This is a genomic window from Bacillus sp. LNXM12-1 (assembly GCF_003004375.1).
Classification (GTDB): Bacteria; Bacillota; Bacilli; order Bacillales; family Bacillaceae; genus Bacillus.
Genome location: NZ_PVWX01000001.1, coordinates 1,151,331 through 1,176,761 on the forward strand (window position 1 = coordinate 1,151,331; position 25,431 = coordinate 1,176,761).

At 40.5% G+C, this 25,431-nt stretch carries 31 protein-coding genes; 2 read left to right on the top strand and 29 right to left on the bottom strand.

Annotated elements, in window-relative coordinates; translation table 11 throughout:
* Together C6Y07_RS06035 and C6Y07_RS06040 are read left to right on the top strand one after the other, a co-directional pair.
* Positions 1-189, top strand: a complete 189-nt coding sequence (locus C6Y07_RS06035) for a hypothetical protein (protein WP_106156350.1) — start codon at positions 1-3, stop codon at positions 187-189.
* 145 nt (positions 190-334) lie between these two features.
* Positions 335-826 (top strand): hypothetical protein, encoded by a 492-nt coding sequence (locus tag C6Y07_RS06040; RefSeq protein ID WP_106156352.1) that lies wholly within the window; start codon positions 335-337, stop codon positions 824-826.
* Between the two features lie 357 nt (positions 827-1,183).
* Here C6Y07_RS06040 and C6Y07_RS06050 read toward each other — a convergent pair whose 3' ends face one another.
* From C6Y07_RS06050 to C6Y07_RS06190, 29 genes are all read right to left on the bottom strand, one after another.
* Positions 1,184-2,134: a S8 family peptidase gene (locus C6Y07_RS06050; protein ID WP_106156356.1), complete on the bottom strand. Its 951-nt coding sequence runs from the start codon at positions 2,132-2,134 to the stop codon at positions 1,184-1,186.
* Between the two features lie 75 nt (positions 2,135-2,209).
* Positions 2,210-3,025, bottom strand: a complete 816-nt coding sequence (locus C6Y07_RS06055; protein ID WP_106156357.1) for an N-acetylmuramoyl-L-alanine amidase — start codon at positions 3,023-3,025, stop codon at positions 2,210-2,212.
* A 44-nt stretch (positions 3,026-3,069) separates the two neighbouring features.
* On the bottom strand, positions 3,070-3,489 hold the full coding sequence (locus C6Y07_RS06060) for a phage holin family protein (protein WP_106156359.1): 420 nt from the start codon (positions 3,487-3,489) through the stop codon (positions 3,070-3,072).
* A gap of 44 nt (positions 3,490-3,533) precedes the next feature.
* On the bottom strand, positions 3,534-3,713 hold the full coding sequence (locus tag C6Y07_RS06065) for an XkdX family protein (protein WP_106156361.1): 180 nt from the start codon (positions 3,711-3,713) through the stop codon (positions 3,534-3,536).
* Positions 3,710-3,994, bottom strand: coding sequence for a hypothetical protein (locus C6Y07_RS06070; protein WP_106071426.1), 285 nt, complete (start codon positions 3,992-3,994; stop codon positions 3,710-3,712). The genes C6Y07_RS06065 and C6Y07_RS06070 overlap by 4 nt, the downstream gene beginning before the upstream one ends.
* A 14-nt stretch (positions 3,995-4,008) precedes the next feature.
* On the bottom strand, positions 4,009-5,289 hold the full coding sequence (locus C6Y07_RS06075) for a BppU family phage baseplate upper protein (RefSeq protein WP_106156363.1): 1,281 nt from the start codon (positions 5,287-5,289) through the stop codon (positions 4,009-4,011).
* A gap of 13 nt (positions 5,290-5,302) precedes the next feature.
* Positions 5,303-7,177: a right-handed parallel beta-helix repeat-containing protein gene (locus tag C6Y07_RS06080; protein ID WP_106156365.1), complete on the bottom strand. Its 1,875-nt coding sequence runs from the start codon at positions 7,175-7,177 to the stop codon at positions 5,303-5,305.
* A 38-nt stretch (positions 7,178-7,215) separates the two neighbouring features.
* Positions 7,216-8,967, bottom strand: coding sequence for a phage tail protein (locus tag C6Y07_RS06085; protein ID WP_106156367.1), 1,752 nt, complete (start codon positions 8,965-8,967; stop codon positions 7,216-7,218).
* Between the two features lie 12 nt (positions 8,968-8,979).
* Positions 8,980-9,813 carry a phage tail domain-containing protein gene (locus tag C6Y07_RS06090; RefSeq protein WP_106156369.1) on the bottom strand — a complete coding sequence of 278 codons (834 nt, stop codon included), beginning with the start codon at positions 9,811-9,813 and terminating at the stop codon, positions 8,980-8,982.
* Positions 9,813-13,829 carry a phage tail tape measure protein gene (locus tag C6Y07_RS06095; protein WP_106156371.1) on the bottom strand — a complete coding sequence of 1,339 codons (4,017 nt, stop codon included), beginning with the start codon at positions 13,827-13,829 and terminating at the stop codon, positions 9,813-9,815. Before C6Y07_RS06095 ends, C6Y07_RS06090 begins: the two co-directional genes overlap by 1 nt.
* 15 nt (positions 13,830-13,844) lie before the next feature.
* A complete protein-coding gene (locus C6Y07_RS06100) occupies positions 13,845-14,039 on the bottom strand; it encodes a hypothetical protein (RefSeq protein ID WP_106156373.1) in 195 nt (64 codons plus the stop codon).
* Positions 14,040-14,041: 2 nt separating this feature from the next.
* On the bottom strand, positions 14,042-14,377 hold the full coding sequence (gpG, locus tag C6Y07_RS06105; protein ID WP_106156375.1) for a phage tail assembly chaperone G: 336 nt from the start codon (positions 14,375-14,377) through the stop codon (positions 14,042-14,044).
* Positions 14,378-14,415: 38 nt separating this feature from the next.
* The gene (locus C6Y07_RS06110; RefSeq protein WP_106156377.1) at positions 14,416-15,042 is read right to left on the bottom strand and encodes a major tail protein; all 627 of its coding nucleotides are present in this window, start codon (positions 15,040-15,042) and stop codon (positions 14,416-14,418) included.
* A gap of 11 nt (positions 15,043-15,053) precedes the next feature.
* Positions 15,054-15,422, bottom strand: coding sequence for a tail completion protein gp17 (gene gp17, locus C6Y07_RS06115; protein ID WP_106156379.1), 369 nt, complete (start codon positions 15,420-15,422; stop codon positions 15,054-15,056).
* Positions 15,419-15,802, bottom strand: a complete 384-nt coding sequence (locus C6Y07_RS06120; RefSeq protein ID WP_106156381.1) for an HK97-gp10 family putative phage morphogenesis protein — start codon at positions 15,800-15,802, stop codon at positions 15,419-15,421. Before C6Y07_RS06120 ends, gp17 begins: the two co-directional genes overlap by 4 nt.
* Positions 15,795-16,160: a phage head closure protein gene (locus C6Y07_RS06125; RefSeq protein ID WP_057079388.1), complete on the bottom strand. Its 366-nt coding sequence runs from the start codon at positions 16,158-16,160 to the stop codon at positions 15,795-15,797. Before C6Y07_RS06125 ends, C6Y07_RS06120 begins: the two co-directional genes overlap by 8 nt.
* Positions 16,096-16,434, bottom strand: a complete 339-nt coding sequence (locus tag C6Y07_RS06130) for a head-tail connector protein (protein ID WP_106156383.1) — start codon at positions 16,432-16,434, stop codon at positions 16,096-16,098. Before C6Y07_RS06130 ends, C6Y07_RS06125 begins: the two co-directional genes overlap by 65 nt.
* Positions 16,435-16,448: 14 nt before the next feature.
* Positions 16,449-16,850: a collagen-like protein gene (locus C6Y07_RS06135; RefSeq protein ID WP_106156385.1), complete on the bottom strand. Its 402-nt coding sequence runs from the start codon at positions 16,848-16,850 to the stop codon at positions 16,449-16,451.
* Positions 16,851-16,874: 24 nt separating this feature from the next.
* Positions 16,875-17,171, bottom strand: a complete 297-nt coding sequence (locus tag C6Y07_RS06140; protein WP_060832515.1) for a hypothetical protein — start codon at positions 17,169-17,171, stop codon at positions 16,875-16,877.
* Positions 17,172-17,191: 20 nt separating this feature from the next.
* Positions 17,192-18,379: a phage major capsid protein gene (locus C6Y07_RS06145; protein WP_106156387.1), complete on the bottom strand. Its 1,188-nt coding sequence runs from the start codon at positions 18,377-18,379 to the stop codon at positions 17,192-17,194.
* A 35-nt stretch (positions 18,380-18,414) separates the two neighbouring features.
* Positions 18,415-19,047: an HK97 family phage prohead protease gene (locus tag C6Y07_RS06150; protein ID WP_106156389.1), complete on the bottom strand. Its 633-nt coding sequence runs from the start codon at positions 19,045-19,047 to the stop codon at positions 18,415-18,417.
* Positions 19,040-20,281, bottom strand: a complete 1,242-nt coding sequence (locus C6Y07_RS06155) for a phage portal protein (protein WP_106156391.1) — start codon at positions 20,279-20,281, stop codon at positions 19,040-19,042. Before C6Y07_RS06155 ends, C6Y07_RS06150 begins: the two co-directional genes overlap by 8 nt.
* A 6-nt stretch (positions 20,282-20,287) precedes the next feature.
* Positions 20,288-20,470 (bottom strand): hypothetical protein, encoded by a 183-nt coding sequence (locus C6Y07_RS19055; protein WP_106156393.1) that lies wholly within the window; start codon positions 20,468-20,470, stop codon positions 20,288-20,290.
* 11 nt (positions 20,471-20,481) lie between these two features.
* A complete protein-coding gene (locus C6Y07_RS06165) occupies positions 20,482-22,188 on the bottom strand; it encodes a terminase large subunit (RefSeq protein WP_106156395.1) in 1,707 nt (568 codons plus the stop codon).
* A complete protein-coding gene (locus tag C6Y07_RS06170) occupies positions 22,188-22,691 on the bottom strand; it encodes a phage terminase small subunit P27 family (protein WP_106156397.1) in 504 nt (167 codons plus the stop codon). The genes C6Y07_RS06165 and C6Y07_RS06170 overlap by 1 nt, the downstream gene beginning before the upstream one ends.
* 86 nt (positions 22,692-22,777) lie before the next feature.
* The gene (locus C6Y07_RS06175) at positions 22,778-23,101 is read right to left on the bottom strand and encodes a transglycosylase (RefSeq protein ID WP_106156398.1); all 324 of its coding nucleotides are present in this window, start codon (positions 23,099-23,101) and stop codon (positions 22,778-22,780) included.
* Positions 23,091-23,450, bottom strand: coding sequence for an HNH endonuclease (locus C6Y07_RS06180; RefSeq protein WP_106156400.1), 360 nt, complete (start codon positions 23,448-23,450; stop codon positions 23,091-23,093). The genes C6Y07_RS06175 and C6Y07_RS06180 overlap by 11 nt, the downstream gene beginning before the upstream one ends.
* 100 nt (positions 23,451-23,550) lie before the next feature.
* Positions 23,551-24,078, bottom strand: a complete 528-nt coding sequence (locus C6Y07_RS06185; RefSeq protein ID WP_017367783.1) for a hypothetical protein — start codon at positions 24,076-24,078, stop codon at positions 23,551-23,553.
* Positions 24,079-25,419, bottom strand: a complete 1,341-nt coding sequence (locus tag C6Y07_RS06190) for an AAA family ATPase (RefSeq protein ID WP_017367784.1) — start codon at positions 25,417-25,419, stop codon at positions 24,079-24,081.
* Positions 25,420-25,431 lie beyond the last annotated feature (12 nt).

Below are 25,431 nucleotides of genomic sequence, written 5' to 3' on the forward strand. Positions count from 1 at the left end.
GTGACGGATCTTGAAAGGAAGCTTTACCGAATCATCTACAACATGAGCCGGTTCCGTAAGAATATCACGATTGATGAGCTTAAAAGGAAAACGGTTCAGGATGAGCCGACGATTCGTAAGGCGGTTAAAAACCTAGTATCTCGCAAGGAGTTAACGTGGGATAAGGAGAAAAGAGAATGGCGTTTTTAATAAGGACATTTCACAGTCTCGTCACAAATGACGGGACTTTTATTTAGTCTATTTTTACCATTTTTATAAAAAGTATGGAAAATAAAACCTGTTAATTGTTACCATACGGGTGTGGGACAATACTTTTAGGGGAAGGATGTTTAGTATGAACGGTTTATTGCGCAAGCTCAATGTAAAACTTACACTTGTATTAACACTTATTGTGACTCTTGGAATCACATCTGCTTTTGGTCAGGCATCAGCCAAAGAACAATGGGACCCTCAAAAGCAACAAAGAATTGCACAGGCTATTTTCGATGCTGCTGCATACAATGAAGTAGATAAAACTTTTTCCTTTGATGAATCCAAAGTGATCAATGCTGGTTTACCAAAGGATATTTCATTAGAGATCAAAAATCATTTAGAATCATTGGCCGGAACTGATGCTGAAAAAGTGTATCAAGATCAATTAGCTGCACAGAAAAAAGGTGAAGTGACAACTATGGTTGCTCCGCTAGTGATATGGGCAGCCAAAGTATTGGCTGGCGCAGGTCTAGCATGGTTAGGTAAAAAGCTTTTAGATATGGGCGGCCATGAATTTTGCAAACGTTACAAGAACGAAAATAAAACAACCAAGTATGTATGCAAATTCCTTTAATTTTTGAAAGGAAGTGGTTTAATTGAGAAAAACAAATTGGTTTCTGTCTGTGTTTATAACTGCTTTAATCTCCTTTGTAATTCAATCGGGATTAAGTAAGTTCGGCATGATTAACATGTCAAATATTTGGGCAGATTTGGTCAGTTGGATAGTAATATTCTTTGTCGTATTCATTGGCGTTGAAGCGTCTTTTAGAACGATCAATAAAATGAGACATCGAACTGAATAAAAACAAACAAAAAGCCCTTCCTTTTGGAGGGGCTTTTCAATTGTGAATTTAGTTTTAGTCTTTGGATCATAGATACGCTATTACACTTAAAATTGTCTGCTTCTATAACATCAAAGAACAAATTGAATTTATTGCTTATCTAACTTAAGGAGCCCATTACCTTCTATTTTTTTGTCATATTCTAGATGTTCAGTTCGCTTTATAATTTGAGCATAAATCTCTGGTTCCGTAAAACTTCGCTCAAACTCTTTTTCGCATTGGTTGATTATAAGTGCTGCACCACCAGCAACATGAGGGCATGCCATAGAAGTTCCTGAAAACTCGGCATATTTTCCACCAGGAATTGTAGAGATAATTTTGACTCCTGGCGCAACTAGATCAATCTCGAGATTGGTGTTTGTAAAACAAGGCCACTTACCTTCCAAATCTACAGCTCCCACTTCCACAACTTCGTGATAATTACCTGGATAGCTGTATTCATCTTTTAAAGGAGAACAGTCTCCTCCACTACTGAAATCACCTTCGTTTCCAGCAGCACATACAACAAGAATTCCTTCGTTAACTGCTTCTTTTATAGCATCATGCAATTTCGGATCATCTTCAGGACCTCCCAATGACATATTAATAACACGAATTTTTTCTCTGTTTGGTCCTCTCCATTTAATACAATATTGAATTGCTTTGATGATATCGTTATTTGAAGCTCCGATATTTCCATTACTATCTTTTTTAAAAACTCGACCAATAAAAAGGCTTACTTCTGGAGCTACCCCGACTACACCTGCATCATTTATTGTCGCTCCTATAGTCCCAGCAACATGTGTACCATGTTGATCAATATCAGAAAAATCATTATGATCTCCTTGATCAGTAAAATTCTTACCATCTATAATCCTGTCCTTTAAATCTGGATGGGCGTGATCACACCCAGTATCTAAAATTGCTACAACTACTCCTGCCCCTTTAGCACTCTTGTCCCAAACCTCTGGAGCTTCAATCATTTTTACACCTGCTGGTATTTCTTTCACATCTTCAATTACTGATTCAACCGTATATGGAATAAGATTAAAATCTGCCATAAAAAACACCTCTTAAGTTATTATAAAGCTAGCTTGCCTTTGCATTTTAACTTTATACATAAAGTAGGGTTTCTTTTATTTTTGTTTTACCTGAACATATTTTGAAGCAGCTGTGATATAAAGACCTGATTTCAACTTATACATTTTTGACCCGTTAACCGTCACAGTCTTATCAATCGTAAATGCTTCACCTGGCTTTACTTTTTTGTACTTTGCTGACCAATTCGGCTTATCATAGACCCATAGCCACCCGTCAGCATTCGGCTTCACTACGGCCATTTTAACGCCTTTTGGCGCCGTTTCCTTTTTAGGCTTTGTTTTAGTTGACGAGGATACCTTTTTTAAACCGACGGCTGCAGCAATTCCTTCCGCATGCCCCTCGGCCAACAAATTCAGAAACGCGTCTTGTCTTAACAGTGCTGCGTCTTCTTTTCGATCAATAAAAAGGTTCTCTGTCAATATTGCTGGCATTCTTGTTTCTCTTAACACAGCTAGATTTTTAGACTTGGTCCCTCGATCTCGGTCTCCTAGTTTTCCTTTGATTTTGTTATAAATCGCATCATGCACAATTGCTTGCTGCTTGCCAGTGCTGGATGCTGCTGATAGTTTATCAAAACGGAACGTCTCAAAACCCGTTCCTCCGCCAGCGTTGATGTGGATAGATGCAAAATAATCAGCGCCCCAATTATTTGCTAGTCTAGCTCTTTGAGACAGATCAATGTAAACATCGGTTGATCGTGTGAGCTTAACTGATGCCCCATACACCTTTTCAAGAATCGCTTTAATTTTCTTAGCAATAGTTAGTACAAGGTCTTTTTCTTTCAATCCGTTTGCTACTGCGCCCGGATCGTGCCCGCCGTGTCCCGGATCAATCATAATTTTCTTTGTCATTTTAAATCTCTCCATTCATTTTTTTTATAGAAAAAAGCCGCCGATTACTCAGCAGCTTTCTTTTCCTCTTCTTCTTTTTGGCTGTCAGACTCGATGACATGAAGTCGGTCTGTAATAGAAGCCGGAATTTTCACGCCGATCTGTGCAAGGTTTTCCACGATGGAAAGCCCTTCGTTGGCGATATAAAAAAGCACTGTCCCGAAAGTCAGCACTCCATTTAAGCCCATGATCTGATCAATGATGTTAGCAACAATCACGACAACAAAACTAAGCATTTTACGCACGTAACCGAACCATGCTGTACGGCTGCGTAGTCTGCCAACTTTCCACGCTTTGATGATACCCGTCAGAACGTCAATAACACTTAGAAGCACGAGCAAGTCCAAAAATTTCACACCGCCAAATAAATAAGTCTTCGCTAAATCCAAAGTTTCAAAGTTAATAAACACTATCGTTTCCTCCATTTCGTTAATCACCTCCTTTAAGAAGGCAAAATAAAAAGCACCTGTTAAGATGCTGCGGTTCCTAAATCAACTGATACACTTGGCTTGTCGAATGCAAGACCTGTTATCTCTTCAAATTCTTCTTTTGTAATGACGCCCATTGCTACATAATCACGCATAATCTCAGGTGTATAAACTTCCCAAGCCCAAAACACTTTTAAATCTTCTGCTGTAGGGTATATCACGATGTGCCCCCTCGCTGTAGCTGTGCTACTTGATGCGTTAGCATGGCAACTTGTTTTTTCAGCATGGTAACGTCTGCCGCGGGTTGCGGTTTCGGCTGCAAGCTCTCTATATACTCTTCGGATGCTGATTCAAACCACTCTCTCTTGTCCGCATCATATTCAGGAAGGTATAAACCCTTTTTCGGCCGTACATCCGTAGCATTTTTCGGCATCTCTTCATAATCACTTATGACATCTTCACCTTGATATTTAAAATTCTCGTCAAAGTAATAAATGTGCATGATTCTTCCCTCCTTTACCACAACGGAATAGATTCATTTATCTCAATTCTCTTCACCTTGGAATTATCATTTGCGTTGATACCGTCAAATTTTAATGATCCATCTTTCGCAAGCGTCAAACGTGCCGACCCGTACGATCCAACCGTGGCACCCCCAAATACGGTTTCCCCTGACGGTTTTTGAGCAAAACGGGCAATGACTGTATCGTTCGCCGGGACTCCCTCAAACGATCCCCGAAGAAGTAAGTCATTTTGACGTATAGAGAATTGGAGAGGATTTCCCGCAAATTGTTTTACTGTTCCAGCGACTAACGTTACTTGGTTCCATGTGCTGCTTAAATCTTTTTCGGTTAGTAATCGATTCCAACCACTCCATACGTTATTGTTAAGGTAATTTGTATAAATATTGTTGATATAATCTGTTGCATATACCCATCCAAACGTACCCTTTCCATTTGTCGCATCTGTAATGTGGAAGAAACCTCTGAAAGAACGGTTGTTAGGTAAATCTTTTGATTTTGCTATTGCGTAAAAAGAGCCCATCCCTAGACCGTTATCAATCACGGCATCCAAAAGGCTAACTGATGTGTCTTTAATTGAAATCAACGGCAAGCCCGTATCGGTCGTGATTTTCTTTTGTTGAAAACCCGCCACAAGGTCTTTCATCTTTTTCGCAGCTGTATCTGCTTTATCTTGAGCGCCGGCGGGTGTCTCTGCGTAATCCTCCGTATATTTTTTAGCTGCTGCAAGCCCTTCGGCTACTTTATCTTGTGCGCCTTGCTTTGTTTCAATCTTTTCCAAGTCCTCAAACTTGGCCCTCAAATCTGCAATTGTTTTAATAGACTCATCATACAACGCGTTTATTTTCTCTCTTAGCGCCTCGAATTCATCCACGTAATATTCCGTTATCGGCACAATGTCTTGATCTATAAGTGATTTAGATATATTGAAAGAGAACTGATGCACAGACATAGATTGATCATTTGTATAGTACAAATTTAATTCAGCTTGTACATTTCCATAATGCTTGATCTCTTTATCTGACAAAACGTACTCGGCGTGACCATTCACTCTATCAACTATCGTTACGTCTCTAATGAATCGGCTGCCGTCGGCCATAACTAATACAAGTTTTCCCGTGACAGCTGCTAAAGGCAACGGCGCGCCATCTTTCGTGAGTTTGAAAATGAGCCTTGCCGTCTGTCGATCCTGCGTCCAAAAGTTTATGCTAGTTGATACACTTGAACTAGTATACGCATCCACATTAAACGCAAGCGGACCATCCTTCCGAATCATGTTATCACCTCTCTCATGTTACATTCTCGATTGTTTTAATTGGATCGACACTATTATCTTTCAAGCTGCCTTCTGCGCCAGCTCCTTTAAGTCGATTCCCAAAATGCTGAATCCGTGAGCACTTACTAGTAAAATACATCGCGTATCTGCATTTCTTTCCGCGTACTTTGTTGAATCGTACTGCTGAATCTTTGACCCCATCCATCAAAATAATTCCATAATACGGGTTTGATGAAGAAGTCCTTTTACCAGCATTCTGAATATCGCTGAAATCAACGTTTATGTCCTCTGAATCACCTGAAACAGAAATCCCCGAATATCCAACTTCACGTAAAGTTGTGTATGTTATATCAATATTTTTACAGCCTAATTCCACACGCACGCCGTTTCCTTCGATGTCTCGTCCAACATTTAGATCAGCTTTGCCATTGCTGCAGCGTGTTAAGAGTACCCCATGATGCTTGATGTCTCTAAATTGGTTGTTAGACACCAAAAAGCCGTCCACATCTGATAAGTGAATAGCATGCTTGACCTTTACGCCATTGATTTTATTGTCGGAAACATCCACGTCATCAATTTTTTGAATCCCTTTACGGCCATATACCTGAATGGCATGACGCACTTTAATATTTGTGAAAGTGTTATCTTTAACTGAAAGACGTTTTACCTTGTTGACCCTGTTCGTAGGATTGCCGTTCGCGTCTTGTGTGTAGACCGACTCAACCCTTGGAAGCATGAGCCTCACTCCAGATGCACAATTCTTAAATCGGTTTCGGCTTATTAAAACGTCTTCCCATTTGTTTCCTGATATTGCGTACTCGGTCGTATCTTCAAAATCGTTGTTTTCTATATGAATATCAGAATACCAATAGCCATCGGTGCTGGTGTGTGAATCTATTCCGCGAGCATATCCCCCTAGATTCTCTGATCTGCTAAAATAGCAGTCTCGAATAGTGACATGCTTGCTTACAGTTTGATCATAAGCACCAAAGGCACCGAAGTTGCCCGCCGATCGCATTAAGTCTAGCTGAATCGCAGCAGAAAACCATCTGTCTCCCTTATAATCAGCGAACCCTTTAAACCATACATTCTCTATTAATACGTGTTTATTACCTGCACAGTCAAAGGCATGACCGCCGCACACATCTTTGATCGTGATGTCACGGATGATGATACGCTCAGCATGAGCGAATCCCAAAACTGAACATTGTTCCTTGATCTCTCCCCCCGCGCTGTCAAACACCCCTTGACCGTCGATCAGTAGGTTTCCGTGGCCGTTATAACCTTTTGTCTGGTCATCTTTATCCCCATTTACAAGCATTGACCCTACAAATCCGCGTCTAATAACTGCGCCAGCTTGTAAGGTTAAGTGAGTGTTTTTATAGATACGTGCTGTCTCCATTAATTTGTATTTTCCAGGAGGAACAACAATGTGCACAGGATATAATTTTGCAAGACTAAGAGCTGCCTTGAATCCTGCGGTAAAACTTCCGTACTTTTTAATAAACCTTTTTAGATTCAGGGAAACGGCAGCGTCTTCTATTTCTTGCTCAAGAATTTGAAAGTCATAGTCTAATCTATCTTTTGCTGTGGGATGAATACTTGCATCCCTGGCAACCCGAATATCAACAACTTCTTTTACATCTTTTCCGTCATGATTCAACACTAAATTAATCAGCCTTGACCACAAGTTATCAATTCTATTTGCGACGGAAAATAACCCGTGCATAATCTGATTAGACGTGTGCGCTTTTTTATTGTCTTTATGCGATTGTAATTCACTGGCGTTCTTATTAAGCTCATTCTCAACCGTTTGCATGTCGCCGCGCAATTGGGATTCATAGACTGAATTTCTTGTCGTATCATAATCCTTTTTAAGCCGGACCAATATGTTCACTCCTTTCAATTCCAAAAGAAAAAACGCTCTTAATTGAGCGTTCTCATCAACTGGTCTATATATCTTTTTTGCTGTTTAATCTGCCGCGCCTGGCTTACTTGATAGTCCTGAATGTCTTTTCGGAAGTTAGCGAAAGTCATTTTAGGACTGTCATAAGGATTAAGGGGGTTATAGGTTACAGACACTAGTCTTACATCGTCCTCAAACGTGATCCCGTTTGCTGTATCAGCAATAACATGTATAGTGTCACCCTTCCAAAAATCCTCTTCTATTCCTAGTAGTGCTGGCTCATAGATATATTGATACTCTGCCTCAACAACCACGTCAGGATATGGATTTACTTGCTTTTTCAAAGCAGATACCATGTTGCTTGGTTTTTTTACTGTGTCATCTCTTATAGGCTCACCCCAGCGCGGCTTACCTTCGATCAAAAATTTATCTTCGTCAGGATGAATGTATAGGATAGGCTCGAATTCGTATTCAGGCTCTTTCTCCTTTTCATCCTCGCTCGTTTTTGTATCGGTTGACTTTTCGTCACTTTTCTTAGCTTTCTTTTCTTTCTTTTCTGCACCGTAACCCCATGCACGCGTTGACGTGTTTTGATCATTAATCTTCAACTTAAAGCCTGGCATATTGTATCGGCTGTCAAAAGTGTAATCTACTACTCTTCCCATCTTTTTATATACATAGATGACGTAGTTGTTTACATCAAGCTCTATTTCATAGTCATCTACAATCTGATCCATTAATTCGATTCTATTCTTTTCGCCGAAGCCATCTTGATCAACGGTATCAAATGATGATTCTTTTTCTTTCAGGACATACTGAAAAGGTGTATCCGCAAGTGCAATGTCTAAGGCTTCTTTGATGTTCAGTTTCTTTGACGTTTTTTCCTCGACCCTGTCATTTACAAGAAGTACAGTATAGACATGGTTGGCCGTTACTTTCTTCTGCAGCACGTTTTTTCTACTTTGATCAAGCTCAATGTCTGTAATGTAATACTTTTGATGGTTGTATACTTTCTCGTCTAAATACAGTATGTTCCCTGGAACAAGTAAATCAAATTCAGTTCCGTTATCCTCAGACCGCAATAGGGTAAAGGTGAAACTCTTCTTACCTGTTGTATCGTCTTGAAGCTCCAACACAGCGCCGACAATTTCCACAAGCTCTTTGCCGTCTTTGGTTGAGACATGCAGCTGCCTAAAATCAATATCAGAAGGTAGCCCGTCATTTAACTCTACATCCTTACCCTGATATTCCTTGCTTGGATATGTCGGTTTAGGTGGTGTTTCAGGTTCGCTTGGTTCTTCTGGAACATCGGGAACGGTTTCGCCATCGTACTTAGTCAGATTGTATTTTTCAATGATGCTGTTGAGTTTTGACGGGTAATGTATATCAGTAGCATATCCAGCTTTTGAAACTGCCGCAGTAGCCTTTTTGTAATCTTTTTCACCTACCACTTTTTTATAGCGACTCAAACGAGTATATAGACTTCCAAGATCAGCTAAGCTCTCCGCGTATGATGGATATTTTCTAAACTTAGCTTGTATCCTTGTAACGTTCCCCTTCTTATCTTGCTCGCTTGTCCACATTAGTACATATTTTCCGTTATATGTACCTTTGATCCCAAACAGGTTGTTGGCTTGTTTAGAAAGACCACTGGATCCGAAACCACTTTCTAAGCACCCTTGAGCAATGACAAGGCTAGCTAGGACATTATATTTTTTATATACTTTCTGCGCTCCTGGTGCTAGTTTCTTTATAAAATCTGCTGCAGCCATGACAACCCCCTTTTACGGAAAATAAAATCTTGTATCGAATACAATTTCAAAGTCATTTGTATTCTGTATCTCAAACTCATTCATACCTTTATCTAAGGACGGCAGCCTTCCCGACGTTTTCAATCTTTTATTACCGACAACGGTATACTGTTTCAGGTTTCTAACCTGCTGGGACTTTTTCAGATCGGTCTCTATTTTCAATCTTTCGTTATTCGTGTGATTGATGATTGTCACGTTTTTCCCTTTTGCGTTTAGCAGAACGTTGTAATCATGCTGCAGTGGATTAATTGGAACGCCGGGATTGAAAACACTAAACCGTTTTTTGTTTTTAAATCGGTACTGCAGATCGTCGCGCCTTTGGATACCCATTCCTGAAAACCATCTCTCGCCGGAAAAATTCTGAGCGCTTAAAGACGTGCCTTTTGACTCTGCCAGCCCTGTAATGTTGTTAAAATCCACCTGAAAAGATACCTGGTTTTTTTGCTTGTCTTTGGGTATTTGAAACCCTCCGTCACACGTAACCGCAAAACGTCTCCCAGGAAGCAGATCACATGAGATATAATACCAGGAGGGCTGAACAACGAGATCATAAAACTCGTGTCTATACTGATAAAAGTTTGCCGCGATTTTAGCATCAAGCAATATCTCAACCTTGATAGACCTTTCTTTGTACACTATGTCGCGCGGATGCTGCGTCGGTACAAGTCCGTTAAACCTGGTTAACTGTACAAGCTCTCTATCAGTGCTGGGCGCATCAGGTGCAAAACTCAACAACTTAAAATAGGGCAGTAACCCCGACAAAGGTTGCTCCCCCATTCCGTCTCTGAAATCAAAATACAGATCCATTATCTTTTCAGCCCTCCTTTATATGCATTCTGTTCGTACTTTTGAGCGCTCTTTTTATCCAGTATGGATGTGTCTCCTTGATTAAAAACGATGTCTGCTAAATGCTCACCGCCAATAATGACAGGTGCAGGATGGATTTTGATTGTTTGCCCTGCAGCACTTACGCTTTCATTGTTCGTTTGTAGATTATTTGATAGAAGACTAATAAGGGCATCTAGCTTTTGGTTTAATACAGGCGTATCAATCTCATTTCTCACAGTCAGTTCAGCGCACATTGTGTTTATTTCATCTGCTGCCCCCTGGATGTTAAACGCCATTCTATTAATTTCAGACTTAAAGGACGTCATAGCACCTTGCGCCATAGCTGCTGTGCTCTTTTTCACGTCCTGCGCCTTTTCTCCAAGCCCAATGATAAACCCATCGCCAAAGTTCACACCTTCTGCAATGGTCTTCTTTGCAGGTGATTTTGATTGTATGGAATCTTTCAGTGAACGTATTGCAACTTTACCGATGGTCCAAGCAGCTTTCCAAATTGTCCCGCCTGTACCTCCCATGCTGCGTATACCGTTAGCAAATCCTTTAGAAAAATCAGCACCTGTGCTAGTTGTTTTAACACTTGATAAGCCTTGTTTTCCCGATTGTGCTACGGTGCTACCCGAATTACTAGCGTTTCCGGCTTGGCTACGAATGCCCGATGCGAATTGATTCCCTGCTTTTTGCCCGCCTCCGCCGTCAGTGGTTTTGGCAAGCTGGGCTGTTGCTGACGCACTAACGGATGATGCTGCAGACGTATTGGCGCCCTTTGTGCTTGTTATTCCTGAACTGTGACTTTGTCCTTTTGTTACACCCGCTTGCGTGGCTTGCGTGGTATTTTTGTTTAGGTTTGATAACGCTGTTTGGTTTACACTGCTTGCTGCCGTGCTTGTGCTGCCTTTTGTTGAGCTTATACCTGCGCTAAATGATTGGCCTTTTTGTGAGCCGGATGTTTTAGCTCCTGCATTGCCTTCACTTAACTTTTGCCTAAGTGCTTGCTGTAGCACTGTTCCACTGTTTGATACACTGACTTTTGAAGCATTAATACCGTCACTAAACGATTGACCTTTTTCACGTCCTGCAATTCTAGGAATGCCGTTTTCCTCTCGCAGTTTTTGATCAAGTGACTGCTTAAGGATCGTACCACTGGCTAACGTGTTAGGCGTGGCAGCTGTTAAGCCGTCTGCAAATTCATCGCCCATTTTCTTTCCTGATTCACGGGCAGATGTTGCACGGTTGAATTCATTTTCAGCATTTATGATCGCTTCGTTTGCTTTACTCGCTGATTCTTCTGCAGAAAAGCCTAGACCCTCGTTAAACTCGATAAGTGCCTGCTTCGTTTTTTCTAACGCTTCTTCTTTGCTATCTCCAAGTTTTTGTAAGAATGCTACTTGTTTTTCGGCCCATCGATCTTGGTATTTCTCGTCGGTTTCTTCCCACTCATTGTAAATACCCATAGAGTTAATGTAGTATTCTTTTTGTTTTTCCAAGGCTTTCCCTGTTTCAAAGTCCAGCAATTTTCCATCTTGAGCCATTTGATCAAATAGTGCTTTTGAATTGTTTTTACGCATTTCTAGGTTCTTAGCAAGATCTTCTTGATAGTCTGCGTTAATTTTTGCTATTGCAGTCTTATGCTGTGCAGCTGATATGACTTCTTTTGCAAGAGCCTCATCCATTACTTGAGACATATAGTCTCTATCTTTTTTTGCCGCCACCTGACCTTCCTTATACAGCTTAGTGATCTGATCGTTATAGTCTTTAGCATTTTTAAAAGAGAGTTTATTTTGACTCTCAGAAACTCTCTGCTGGATAGCTAAAGCATCCTTTTGATTGGCCGCAAATTTACTCGTTGCCTCTTGATAGAATGAAAATAGACTTTCAAACTGTTTCTTTTGAGAAGCATTCATGTTTGATGATATGAAACCTGTCTCTTCCTTTAACTTCTCAAGCTGTTTCATTTTCTTACGAACTGTTTGTACATCCTCATCAATTTTCCCGACAATCTGATCGGACCAATCTTCTCCGATTTTCTTTGTTTCTTTTTCTTGGTCCTCAAAAATGCCTTTTAGGACGGCCAATGCATCTGTCTTAAACCCTTCTAGCTCTTTAATCAAAGAAGAAGACATTTCTTGATAGGTAGTCAATAGATTGCTTGCCATCTTCTCTGCTTCTTTTCCTGAAACCTGTGTTAACTGAAACAGTTGTGATGTAGCTTTTTCACGTAGATTTACATATGATCCGGCCGCTCTTTGTGTCGCTTTAGAAACGCCCTCACCATATAGAAGAGCCGATTCTTTCGCTTCTTCTTGTTGTTTCTTTTGGTTTTTAAGCTGCTCATTATACGCATATGTCGCTACAGCAATGCCGCCTAGTAAAGCCGTTCCCCCCACAATGGCAAGCCCCACTGGACCCGTAAATGCTAAGAGCGCACCGATCCCCATTGTGAGCGTTGCGACTGCTGTTGTGGCACCCAATACACCCGTAGCAAACAACGCAGTTTTAGCAACCGTTTGAGCTGTGGCAGAATCCATTTTGTTAAACATGGAAACGATGTCTGCTCCTTTTTCAGCTAGGTTACCAAGCGCAGGAAGTAAACTTTTTGTCAGTTTGATTTTTGCACCTTCAACTGCAGAATTAAAAGCGATAATACTTCCTCTTGCATTATCAAGCATGGTGTCTGCCATATCTTGAGCAGCACCATCTGATTCTTTTAGCGCCTTCGTGTTCTCTTTTAATGCCTTGCTGCCTTTTTGTAAGAGAATGGCCCAATGTTTATAAGACTCAGCGCCCACAATGGTTTTAAGGGTTGCGGCTTGCTGCTCTTTCGTCATGCCTTTCATGCCCTTTTCCATTTCTGCAACGACTTCCGGCATGCTTTTCATATCTCCGGCCGCATCAAAAAACGCGAAGCCTAAGTTATCAATTACCTTCTGAGCTTTTTTTGCAGGTGTTGCAAGACGAATCAATGATGTACCAAATGCTTGACCTGCTATCGAACCTTGTAAACCTGCGTCACCAAATGCCATGACTGCGGCCGCTGATTCTTCAAGGCCCCAACCTAGTGAATTGGCGTTAGGCGCAAGGAACTTCATAGCCTCTCCCATTTGCTCTACGTTGGTGTTTGCGTTAGCTGCGCCGTATGCAATAACGTCCGAAGCGTGACCTGCTTCCTCAGCCTTCATCGCAAAGGCTTGCATCATATTGGAGGAGATGTCGGCCGCTGCTGCTAAATCTAGTTGACCTGCGGCGGCTAAGTTCAACATACCTGGCATCGCTGCGTAAATGTCGTTTGCTTTAAAACCAGCCATCGCAAGAAAGCTTTGTGCGTCAGCTGCTTGACTGGCAGTAAAGACAGTTGTCGCCCCAAGATCCATTGCTTGCTTTTCTAGCTTTTTTATTTCTTGAGCTGTACCACCTGAAATAGCTTGGACTTTACTCATTTGCTTTTCAAAGTCCATACCCACTTCCACTGCATCTTTTAGTGGGAGGACCAAGCCAGCAAAAGCAACACCTGTAGTCATTGCTACTGAAGCACCCTTGCTTCTCATTGTGTTGCCAACTGTATTCATTCTTTGGCCCATCTTATAAAGCGATGAGGATGTTCTTTTTATCTCAGCTTCCATCCTCTGAATTTTGTTGGTCGTTTGTGTTAACTCGTTTTGCGTTTTATTCATTTCAGCTGTTGCATAGTTCAGTCGGCGGGCTAGGGTTTGCGTTGATTCAGCATCCTTTCCCTTCTTGATGGCTGAATCTGCATACGCTCTTTCGAGTGCTTTGACTTTCATTTTATGCTGATCCAATTGCTGTGAAAGGGTTCTGACTTTCGTTTGTGACGTTTTCAGTTCATTGCCCCACACACCAACGGCAGTCCGATTTTTCTCAAACTCAGACTTTATGTTCTTCATTTGAGTTGAAATTGCTTTCATTTCGCCATTAAATTGGGACGAATTAGAATACAGCTTTACTTTAATGTCTTTGCTCAATCCCTCACCACCTTTTTACAGTCCAGGTATCTGATCAATGTATAAAGGTTTATCCGATGCTGTAGCGTTCTTACTTGGCTTTTTCTTGCTCGCTTCTTTCCTGCGTGCAAGGCGTTTTAGATGATAGACAATGTCCATTTCGTCTATCTGATTTTGAGTAAAGCCAATGTCCTCTAATGCGTTATACATATCAAGGACAGCATCGGACAAACTTACTCCCCCAGCTCTGTTTCCTCTGCGGTTTCAGGATTCAGGATATTGCTCGCTTCAACGATATTTCCGATGACATAGTTTGCGGTTGCGTAGATTGTTCTGCTTAAAACGCGTGAGTCAATTCCTTTTTCAAATTCTTCTGCAGTGAATTTGTTTCCGAACACTTCACAGATAAACTCCGATTGTCTACTTGTATAAAGTCTTTCAGGATCATTTGATTCAAAGTCTTCTGTTACTTCTACCGCAGTTCTAAACAAAGCACCTGTGATAAAGCTAGGTGTGGAAAATTTCTTTTTCTTGCCGTTTAAATGTAGATCTATAGTCAACGCTTCCATGTTATTGCCTCCCGATTACAAAATAAAAAAGAGCGTTATTAAACGCCCTTTCCGATGTCTACTGAACTTGTGGAATCCTCTGTATCTTTTCCTTTTGCAAACGACGCCCCGTCGTATACAACTTGTTTAAACCATTCATCCGGATCAAAGCCTTCATCGAATTCAGCTTGAGCCTTCCAACGATTTTTTCCCTTCTTATTTTGAAGAGTCATGAAGTCTGCTTTAAACTTTGGTGTTTCAGGATCGGCTTTCCCTTCGGTAGTTTTGTGTTCATTTCCCAGCAATTCAGGAAGCCCCTTCAAGAACCAGTAATATCTGTGCCCGCCTGTGGATGTTTTCGCTCTAAACCCGAATGCCAAGAAAACCGCCTTATCATCAGAACTGGCAAAAGAAATCCCATTTTCGACCTTGTGACCGAAAATCTTATTTTGTACCTCAATAGGTAAATCTGCTATTTCAGCTTCAAGGTCAATGTCACCCATGTTGTTAAATGAATCAAACACGCCGTTATCGGCCCAAAACTTAGACTGCTCTGATTTAGGATCGACTTTAACGTTTACAGCTCCTGGCAGTCTTTCAGGCTTTGCATATTCGAGTCCTTTGTCATCATCCTGAATAAGCTCAGCATAATGAAACATGTCTAATCCGTAGATTGTTTTCCCCATCTGTTTTCCTCCTAGAAAAATGTTTTGACGTACCTCATACCTCTGTGAAAGATTTTTGTATCTGTTTCGTAAAGGTCAACGGAATCATACCTTCCATAACCTAAACCTTTCATAAGACGGTCTAATTGTTTCGCTATTTCTGTTTCATTCATTCTCGAATCTGCTTTTGAAAATATGCTTAACTGGAATCGAACCTCACTTGCAGCTGGTTGGTTGTCTCTGTATTCCTGGTCCCTGTCTGTAATTTCTGAATATACGACCCTAGGGAATGCGGCCACATCATCAGCCACAAGATTATGAAAACCACCCGTGACAAGCTGCTTTAACTCTTTGTTTTTTATTAACGCTGCACTTAATTCCTTCTTTGCATCAAAGCTCATTTAATAGGCGCCGTGATAATTCTTTCCATGATCTTCACAGCTTGTCCCTCCCCTTCGATTCTTGCTTTCTCGATGAATGGATGCGGCGGCATTTTAGACGTGCCCCACTCTAAAAAGCGTCCTCTGTATGCGACTTTTCTATTTGGCCCAACCGATACAAACAGCTCACCGTCTTTTGATTCTCTTGCAGCTGAAACCGTGATGTTATCGACCATGTGAGGTTGATTTTTTGAACTTTTATTCACGTTTCGTTTTTGGTGCTCTGCTATCACCTCGCCGCCAGCTTTAAGAGCAATCTTTTCAGCTTTTTCGATATCGTCACCTATCTTGTTGAAAAATCTCGTTAGATCATCAAATCCATCAATATCCATATCAGCCATTTACTCCGACCTCATTGCATGTGACTTCAAGTTGCTTCTTTTTATTTTCGATGTCGTTGAAATCCATTACATCGAAAGTGCGATATATTGGCTCTCCTGCGTCATCGGTTCCCGTTCGATGAAGAATACGCATATCTTGCGTAACGTCTTCCCGGTATCTTATTGTTATTTTCTTTGGTGACTTAACGCCTAACGCACCGGCAACAAGCGTATCTGATTTTGTGCCGGAAAATCCTTCAATTGAACCCCATGTCTCAAAGACATTTTCATAGGATTCATTCCAATTCAGCTCGTCATCCTGTACCCTTTTCTTTACTTGAAAGGTTAAGCGACGATTCAACTCGCTTATCTTCTTCATCCTCTGCCTCCACATAGCGAAGTTGGGTTAGTTGATCCCGAATAGTAAAAGGGATGGCTGAGCCGGAAACGCCTGACTCATACACCCCTCTATTTTCGTACCAATGAGCAACAAGCATGCCTGTTACAAGCGCATACTGTGCATTTCCTTCCACATAACGTCCTATACCATTTTTGATATATCCCTTTGCTGCAGTAATTAAGGATTTAAGCAAGGCGTCATCTTGATCGGTATCAATTTTTAAATATTCATCTTTCAGCATTTTTAAATCCATAGAAGACCGCCTACTTATTCAGTATTTTCTTTACCCTCAAGCTCATTGACTCTCGTCTGTAACTCGGTGATCATGTCTTTTACTGCAGAATTAAGATTCTCCCACATCACACTGCCAGTGCCTATAGTACGAGAGTTAACAGATTTATCTGCTAAATGATCGTTTTTAATAGACCCCGTTTCAATTACTGCAGGATCTCCTTTGTCGCCTTTTGGACCCTGCTCTCCCGGATCGCCTTTTTCTCCTTTCGGTCCTTGAGGGCCTTGTTCACCAGGATCACCCTTTAACCCCTTCACATAAAGAGGATTTTCTTCGCTATTGTCTTTCACCGTAACTGCTGTGATAGGTTTACCATCAGGGCCCGCCTCCGCGGACGTGAAGACTCCATTACTTTCGTTTAGATAACCTTTTGCCATGTTAGATCAATTCCTTTCCAATGTTTATTCTTTGTTCAGTTTGCTTTTCAGCTCTTTTATTTCGTCTTCCATTCCTTTGAGTCTAGTTTCTATTAATGAGTTAAGATGCTCCGGCATGACGCTCCCTGTCCCGATGTTTGCCGAACGGACAGCTTTTTCAGCAAGCATTTCATGTGTCACGCTTCCTGGTGCTGCTGATCCGCCGCCTCCTACACTCACTTCCTCGCCGTCTTTGACGATTTTTCCGCCTGCAAATTCTAAAACACCACCGATGACAGTTCGATCCCCGCCGTCAGTGGTGTAATTTTTTGTCACTCGCATGACTTATTCACCTCTTTTTTTTACTCACTAATTGACAACTGGCCGTATACTACCGCTTCTTTGTCCCAAGCCACAACGTCTTCACGTTCAATCGCTCGTACTTTCGTTGTGTTTGTCTCAAACGATCCTGCTGCAAGATTCGTATAGGCGATAGACTGTTGCTGACGATCAAATAAGATAACTGCCTCTTTTAAATCACCAACGATTACAGGTGCTTTCCCTGCTTTTGTTTTCAAGACTTTGTTTGAGATCACAACCACTCGGCGACCAAACAGCATTTTGTTTGTCGGCTCGGATGGAATGTCTTTGAGTAGATATTTGCCGTCCGCGTCTTTCAATTGATCAAGATAGTTGAAGCCGTCTTGATTTGTCATGATGATCGCCCCAGCAGAAATGGCAGTATCAAGCGTAACGTTTAAAGTCTTTTTGATGTCATCCAAGCCCTTAAATTCGACCTTTTTCAAACCATCAAGGATAGCCAAGATAAGAGAGTTTCTTGTTGCGACTGATTTTTTAACGAACCATTTCGCGACATATGTCATGATCGCTTGATCTGTATCTTGCAGCAATGTATTTGAAAGTGGTAAAAGCCCAGCATAGTCAGTGATTGTATATGATAGTTTTGTAAACTTAGGCTGATCTGTTTCTGGAATGTTTTCCATTTCCTCAATGTCTAGGAATGGTGTCATGTCTCCATTTTTTTCAAGCATACGACTACCTGAACGGGTTGCAACCGGCTCGACCGTGACATATTGCTCAAGTTGATGTAATTGCTCCCGCTTTAACTCTTTAATAGTTCTTGAAATATCTTCGGGGATTAGGATTCCGCCATCTTCTTCATTTTTTCCTGACATCGCTCTGAATTCAGGGTTTTCTAGGAATTCACGTTCTTCATGTGTTAAAGATTTACCTCGAAGAGACTTCATGAACAACTTGGTGAATTTCTTTTGACGTTCTTCTTTATCCCCTTCGGCTCCTTTTCGTCCCTCCGGGTTACGTTCTTGCTCAGGCACAAAATTTTCACCGCCAGGTAAATCGGGCACGTTCAGTGATCTTCCTTCTACCATCAATTCAATTTGATTCTTAAGCTCTTTCACTTCATCGAGAAGCTGGCGCGCTTCCTCTGTTTTTCCTTCTGCTAGTGCTTTATCAGCATCTTCTTTCTTTTGTGTAAACTGCTGACGCAGTTCAATTTCTTTTTTTGTCATCTTTATTTTTCCTCCTCATAGAACGCAAAAAAGCCTTATTCGGGAAGATCAAGGCTTAATAGTTCCAATTCAATTTTTAAAGTTTCATCTGTTGGTGCGCTTCGTTGTTCTTTCATTTCCTCTACTCTCTCTAAGCTGCGGGCACCTACCACAGCTTCGGTATCGCTATACGCAGGTGTCGTTACAAGAGATATGTCATAAATGCGGTGAATGTTGTTTATTCTTCGTTCGTATAAGTCCTCGTTTTCGTTAATTCTCCATTCGTCGGGTTCGCCTCCGTTGTAATCCAAAGAAAAGGCAAAAGAACATTGATTAATAACGCCACTGCGTATATTCTCCATGAGATCGCGCGCATATGACGTGTCTGACGGTTTAAATCTGAATTTAAGACCTATGCCATCTATTTCTAGTTCAAGCCGTCCTGACTCCCCTGAAACGGTATTTCTTGCTAGAGGAAAATCTTCTCGATGATTGAACAGTGCCACGACGTTTGATAGATCGGTAGATTCTAAAGCGTTCCTGCTTATGATTTCCTTGAACCATCCCAAACGCTCGGACCATTTTTCAAATTTCAAAGCATAGCCTTCCACATATTCGGATTGTCCTTCACCATCGGAACGGATCTCAATTGGCGTCGTGAGCAGCCGCACTTCTTTTTCTTTACTCATTCTTGCTGTCACCTCCCTTCACGGCTGATCCAGCTCTTAAGCGTTGATAATCTTCCATGAATTCAAGGAATACATAATTGAGACTTGCAAGATATTTGTCGCCATGCTCGATAGGGTTTCTTTCCATCAAGTCGCGAACCTCATTTTTATTTAATATTCCTGATTCGATCATAAATTTGAAATACTCTGCTTGAGTTTTACTGTCGCCGCGCAGCTCACTATCAACATTGAATTTTACATAATGACCGGATTTCTGATCATTGTCGGTGAACAATTTAATATTTAATTCTTGTTCAAAATTCACGATCCAGGGTTGCAAGGTGTTTTTCATGTATTCGATGGACTGGTGCTCAATATTTGAAAATGTGGCTTTATCTAATTCGTTGATCTTGTGCAACGGAACTTTATAAATCATGGCAATTTGTGCCTTGTTAAATTTCATAGATTCTACAAACTGCGCTTCTTGTAATGGCATAGCAATAGATTGATATTCAAGACCATTATCAATAATCGCTATGTTTTCACCTTGATTGACCCGTTTCCATTCTTTTCTGACGTTCTCTTTTGGCTTTTCATCCAAGAAAGAAGGAACCTTTAGAATACCTCGCGGCGTGGCTTCATTTTTATACAGCTTGGCGTTGTATTTCGTTGCAGCTGCTTGAGCGCCTATATGCTCTCGCACTACCCCAATAGGCGACTTGCCATGTATGCCATCCGTAGATAATCCTTTAAAGTGCAACACTTGGTGTTCATATAGTTCCGTCATTCTTCCGTTTACAGTGGTTTGGTACCAAAGCATTCCTGATTCGGGATGTATATATGCGTTCGTCGCATCTGGTCGTAACGGATAAAGATTTTCAGGAAAACCATGTGCTCCAAATTCAATCATCGAATAGGCATTTCCCCATGTGAGGACATGCGTCATCATCAGTTTTTTCCACACATAAGCTGTCATGTACGGGTTTGGCCTTGCGTAGATTGCATAGGCAGATGGATGATTAGGGTTTCTGTTGACTCCTTGACTCTCTTTTTTAAATGTGTGTATCGGTAGCTTTGCGATGTCGTCAGACAAGACATTGACACATGCAAAAATGTCCGGCTGCACAAGCGAATTGCTTTCACTGACTCTTTCACCGCTTGCCGTTTCTCTACCTCCGAATAGATTGATCAGCTGACTGAAACCGTCTAATGTTGTTGAGTCGGATCGTTTTTCAAAAAACTTGTCTATAAACATTTATTTTCACCTCTCTTTCTGCCGCGCGTGACTTGACAGCAGGTAGGCATAAAACATAAAAAATACACCCGTCAGAAATAGACCGATGTTTGTATTTATCCGATACGCTGCCAGCAGAATAAAGATGCACCCTCCAATAAACAGCAAGTCGTTTAATATTAATTTCAGAAGAACAATAAATTTTTTCACTCTCTCACATCCTAAAAACTGAAATTTCCTGAAAAGTGATCGTTTAAGTTAACACTCGCGCCCATATTGTGATACATGGCCCTAGCAAAAGCATTCATCACTGCTGCAGCTGGATCTATTCTTTGCGGTGATTTCGCTTTGTCTAACATGATATTTTCTTGCGCGTCTTGTTTAATGATTGCATTGTTATACGCAAAAGTTAAAAGAGGATCGTTCCCATGAATGACCTTGCCCTCATATACCTTTTGTCTGTAGTCCTTTGTCGGTAAAGAAAGATGTTGAATCCTTTGCGGCAGCTCAACCATATTAAATCCCTTACTCTCAAGCCGTTGTGCAAGGTGCAGCGCATTCCATTTGTCGTAAGCAGCTTCAATGACCCTCAATTTGTTGACGTGAGCAAATTCAATGATCCATCTTTCGACAAATTGATAGTCAACAGCCTCCCCTGGTGTGAATGTCATCCAACCTTGATCGCGCCATAAATCATAAGGCACTTTATCAGTAGCCATTTTCTCTTTTGCCTTTTCCTCTGGAATGAAGGAATGCTGGCCGACATAATAAAAACCATCAAGAACACCAACCCACCCGACAGAAGTCAAATCCGTTGTCATAGATAAATCTAAACCAAGATAGATCGCCATTTCTTTTAAATCAGGTATTTCACCATGACAGGCCCGCCATTTAGACATTTTCATGTAGCCATTGTCTTTTTGGTCGACCCATCCATTCATGTTTTTTGTAAGGAAACTTCTCATCTTTTCAGGCACATCTAATGCAACTTTTAACGCTGCCCTTAGTGATTCCATCCCCTCCGGGTAAGTTGCTACAATCGGGTTTGCCTTAATCCAATTCGACTCATCCTTTATATCGTCCTCGGGATCAAGCTCACAGATCATAACAAAATAATCATCGTTTTCAATTTCAATGTCGGGATCAAGAATCTTGGAAACATACTGATACTCTTTAAAACACGGCCCGTTCAAGTTGAAACCTGCAGTAGTAATGATAATCATCAAAGGGCTACGACGGGCTACCATACCGCTATCAATAACATCATATATTTCACTTGTTTCATGAGACATATATTCGTCGACTATCCCTAGTGATGGGTTTTTTCCGTCTCCAACCTTTCGGGCTTCACGGGATAACGGTTTGATAATTGAATTTGTTGCGTATTTTGTGACCTGCCCGTTAGCGTCTGTGTATTTCCCCTCTAAAATAGGTGCGTGCTGTAGTTGCTCAAGGATTGCTTGATAGACTTCATCTGACTGCTCCCTTGACCAACCAGCAATAAACACACGATGTTTTTCTTGAGTTGGGAAGATCTCATACGAAGCCATGATAGCCAGCAATTGTGATTTCGCGTTTTTTCTCGCTAACTGGATGTAAGCCTTCCTAAAACGTCTGGCACCATTGACCTTTTTGTAAAATCCATAGATATTAGCAGCCATGAATAACTGAAAGTCTGTCAGTTCAATCGGCTTACCAGCTAATATCCCTTCGACATGATTAAATTGCTTGGCCCATTCATAAAAATCAAGGACTGCTTCGGCGTCAAAATAATACAGACAATCCTCGTCGGCTAACCGCTCTACGTCTCTGGTAAATCTTTGAACAGCTTGCCTGTGCTTCCTCCCAGCTTTTATTTCCCCTGTTTGGATGTTTTCGCAATATGACCATACGCGCTCAATTAAAAGCTCCGCTGTCATCTCTTTCATTACATGCGCCCTCCAAAGCGTTCTTCCTCTTTTGACTTCGGCTTGTCATCCTTTTTAGGGATCATAAGTTTACAGCGAGAGGAAATGGTTAATCCTAGATCACTTGATGCTTGTCTGCATTGTTTAAACAGTTTGTCTTGATTTATTAGAAGATCACCATAGGCAGGATTCGCAATTTCAAATTTTTCACCATCTGAATTTTCGGTAAGTGCTGTAATCGGCGTATCTAATATGATTTCTGTTATTTGTAAATATTGTTTTCGAGCAAACAAAAAACGGGCAAGCGCATCTACATCTAAATTTGTCATGATTCCGATGTTTTTGAGCTCGTCCGCTATCTTTTTGAATTCTCTTTTTAAGTCTTTTGGTAAATATGCTGGTGCTTTTACTTTATCATTTGGCGCCTTTACTTCTTGTTGCCTTCTTTGCTCAATCTCTTTCTTGGTAAGGTTTTTCTTGCCCTTTACCAACAATAAATCTACGGGTTGTCTAGGCCTCGCCATCCTCTCACCTCCTTTCAAAATTTCATTTAGGGAATTTCTCGCAATGTTGAGGGAGACGCGGTCTACGGCAAATCGTTTCTAGGGATTTAACCCTGGGGGGTGCCTTCAACATCAACGCGAAGCTGATTCATGTCTCTTTCTAAATCTGCTCGTATTGAATCCATTTTCTTATAATGTTGATCAAGTAAACTTTTGTTCCTCGTCATTCGAATGGCAATGTACAGCTTTCTGATTTTGTTTTGCTGCTTTCTGATTTCAGCGTTTGTATAGTAGGATGTGTACTCAGCTTTACACCCTGGACATACAAGAAAGTGACGTTTGATTCCACGGCCGACCTTCATAATCCTAGAACAGTATTTAACTATGAAGATTGTTCCGCAGTGATCACATGTGCATTTTTTATAATCCATTTCCAAACCCTCCATCTTCTTTAGCGGTCTTCCTACTGTGACAGGACGCACACAGCGGCTGCCAGTTAGAAGAATCCCAAAACAATTTTTTATCTCCCTTATGCGGTTTGATGTGGTCTACTACTGTGGCCACAATACGTTTGCCTTGTAGCATGCAAGTTTGACACAACGGATGCTTTACTAAATAACCTTTACGCGCTTTACGCCATCGGCTATTATATCCACGACGTGCAGATGATTCACGGTGCAGGTCGTATGAAGGCTTCGATGTCTTATGCTGCTCACAATATCCTTCGCGCGTTAGTTTAGGACACCCGAGTTCATTGCATGGCTTTAATGGTTTTTTCATTTGGTTTCCTCCCCAAAACAAAAAGCACCCCGAAGGATGCTACTTTGTGGTTTACCTATATTCCGTTCTACTTTATTCTTTTAATTAAAAAGTTGTTTTTTTAAACACCTACTTCAGAATAATTAATAATAAACCTAGAAGGATCATATTTTTCTATACTTAAGAGCCATTTTATCGGCTCTTCTTTTTTATTAGAGGGGTTTAGCCAACAAACATCTGATATACCCGGAATACAATTATAAAAATGATTAAAGTTATTTCTAGCCTTATCATCGAGAGAGATTATGAACTTATCCTTTAGAATAGCAGCTTCCAATAGATGCATATCTTTTAAGGTTGCCATAACTCGCTGTTTATCTTTAATGCTGTGTATTTTCAGACGAAGATTCTCAACTGTTTCATGATCAGGAATTTCAATAATTCTTCTTTTATTATATAGCCTAGAATAAAACTTTGCTGTAAAAGTTGATTGATGATCAAACCATTCTTTTTTTAGATCTTCAGTCATACCAATTTCATTTTCGGTTTGTAAAAAAATCTCTAAAAAATCTGCTACACGTCTAGAAATTTCAGTTTTTGGTGAAGCAGAAGTTAACACACACGCATCTATGATATAACACTCTGCCATTTAAAAATCACCAGCCTGAATAAATTTAATTTCTGCTTCTAACTCAACGTCGGAGAAGTCTAAGGGCCAATCACCAAAAGTACCATTTGAATCTAGTTCTGTACTTTCAACTTGCGTTTCACCGTTCACCATTCTAAACCAATTTAAACTTACATGTTCACGATTGATTTTTTTATTCGCTACCTCAGTTTGAATACCCTTAATTATCAAAGAGCTATGAGTTTCGATAACAACTCTTACTCCTCGAGAGACAGCCTCTTGGATTATCTTCGAAAAAATATATTGTCCTCTAGGGTGTAAATGTATCTCAGGTTGTTCAATATAAACAATTTGTCCTGGTTGAGCATAGACTAACGCAACCAAAACTGGCAAAGTTTGAGATACCCCTAAACCAACATCAGCAATATTTACAAAATTATCCTCATCATCATCCAGATTTGTGCTTACGTTTATTTCTATTTGAGTGTCATTTATTTTTTTTGTACCAATTTTGTTTGTTAAATCTAACATCCCCAAATATTTTTCGACTTCAATAGCTTTTTCATTATCTTCATTTTTCCACATATTTAATATACTAGCTACGTATCTTTCAAACTTACCAGGAAGATTTACAAAATCATTTTTTCGGTTAAGGCTTGTAACTGGATAAGTTCTTTCCGGGTTCCCTCTTAAACCTGGTAAGTGAATGAGATTCTTGATAACTAACTCTGGACGTGGTAATCCTGGAAAAGAAATTCCTCTTTTTAAATTCTCATCGAGATCAAAAATCAGTTCTAGATTAATAAAGCACCTATTTCTTTTTACCTGTAAATGTGTTTTTTCTTTTTGAGTTTCCAGATGCTCATCAATCATTTTATAAACTCTACTAGGTATTTGTTCTCGCATCTCTTCGATAGTCATATCATAATCAATGCTTACGTGGTCATATCTTGGCTCGCCATCCTTGCCTTTCTTAAGTTTAGTGATATATGTTGCGTTTTTGACAATTAATTCATCATTGGTCTTAGCATATGTAAATTTGCATGTATGCTTATTATCAACTTTAAAGCCTACTTCAAAATCTTCAGCTTTATTATCCTTTGATTTATGTAGCAATTGTTCAAAATTCGTAAATTTCGCTAAAGGGCCGTTTAGTAATAAAGCTCCTGGATCATAACTTTCTTCAATAGTTTGTTTTAATAATAAAATAGGTTGAATAAAACTAGACTTCCCAGAACTATTGGTACCTACTAAAATTGTTAAGGGTTTCAATTCAATTTCCTGTTCATGATAAATTGATTTATAGCCTTTTATACTTATGTTTGTTAATGTATTACGCAACTTGGGTTTTTTTAGTGGCATGCAAAAGTCCTC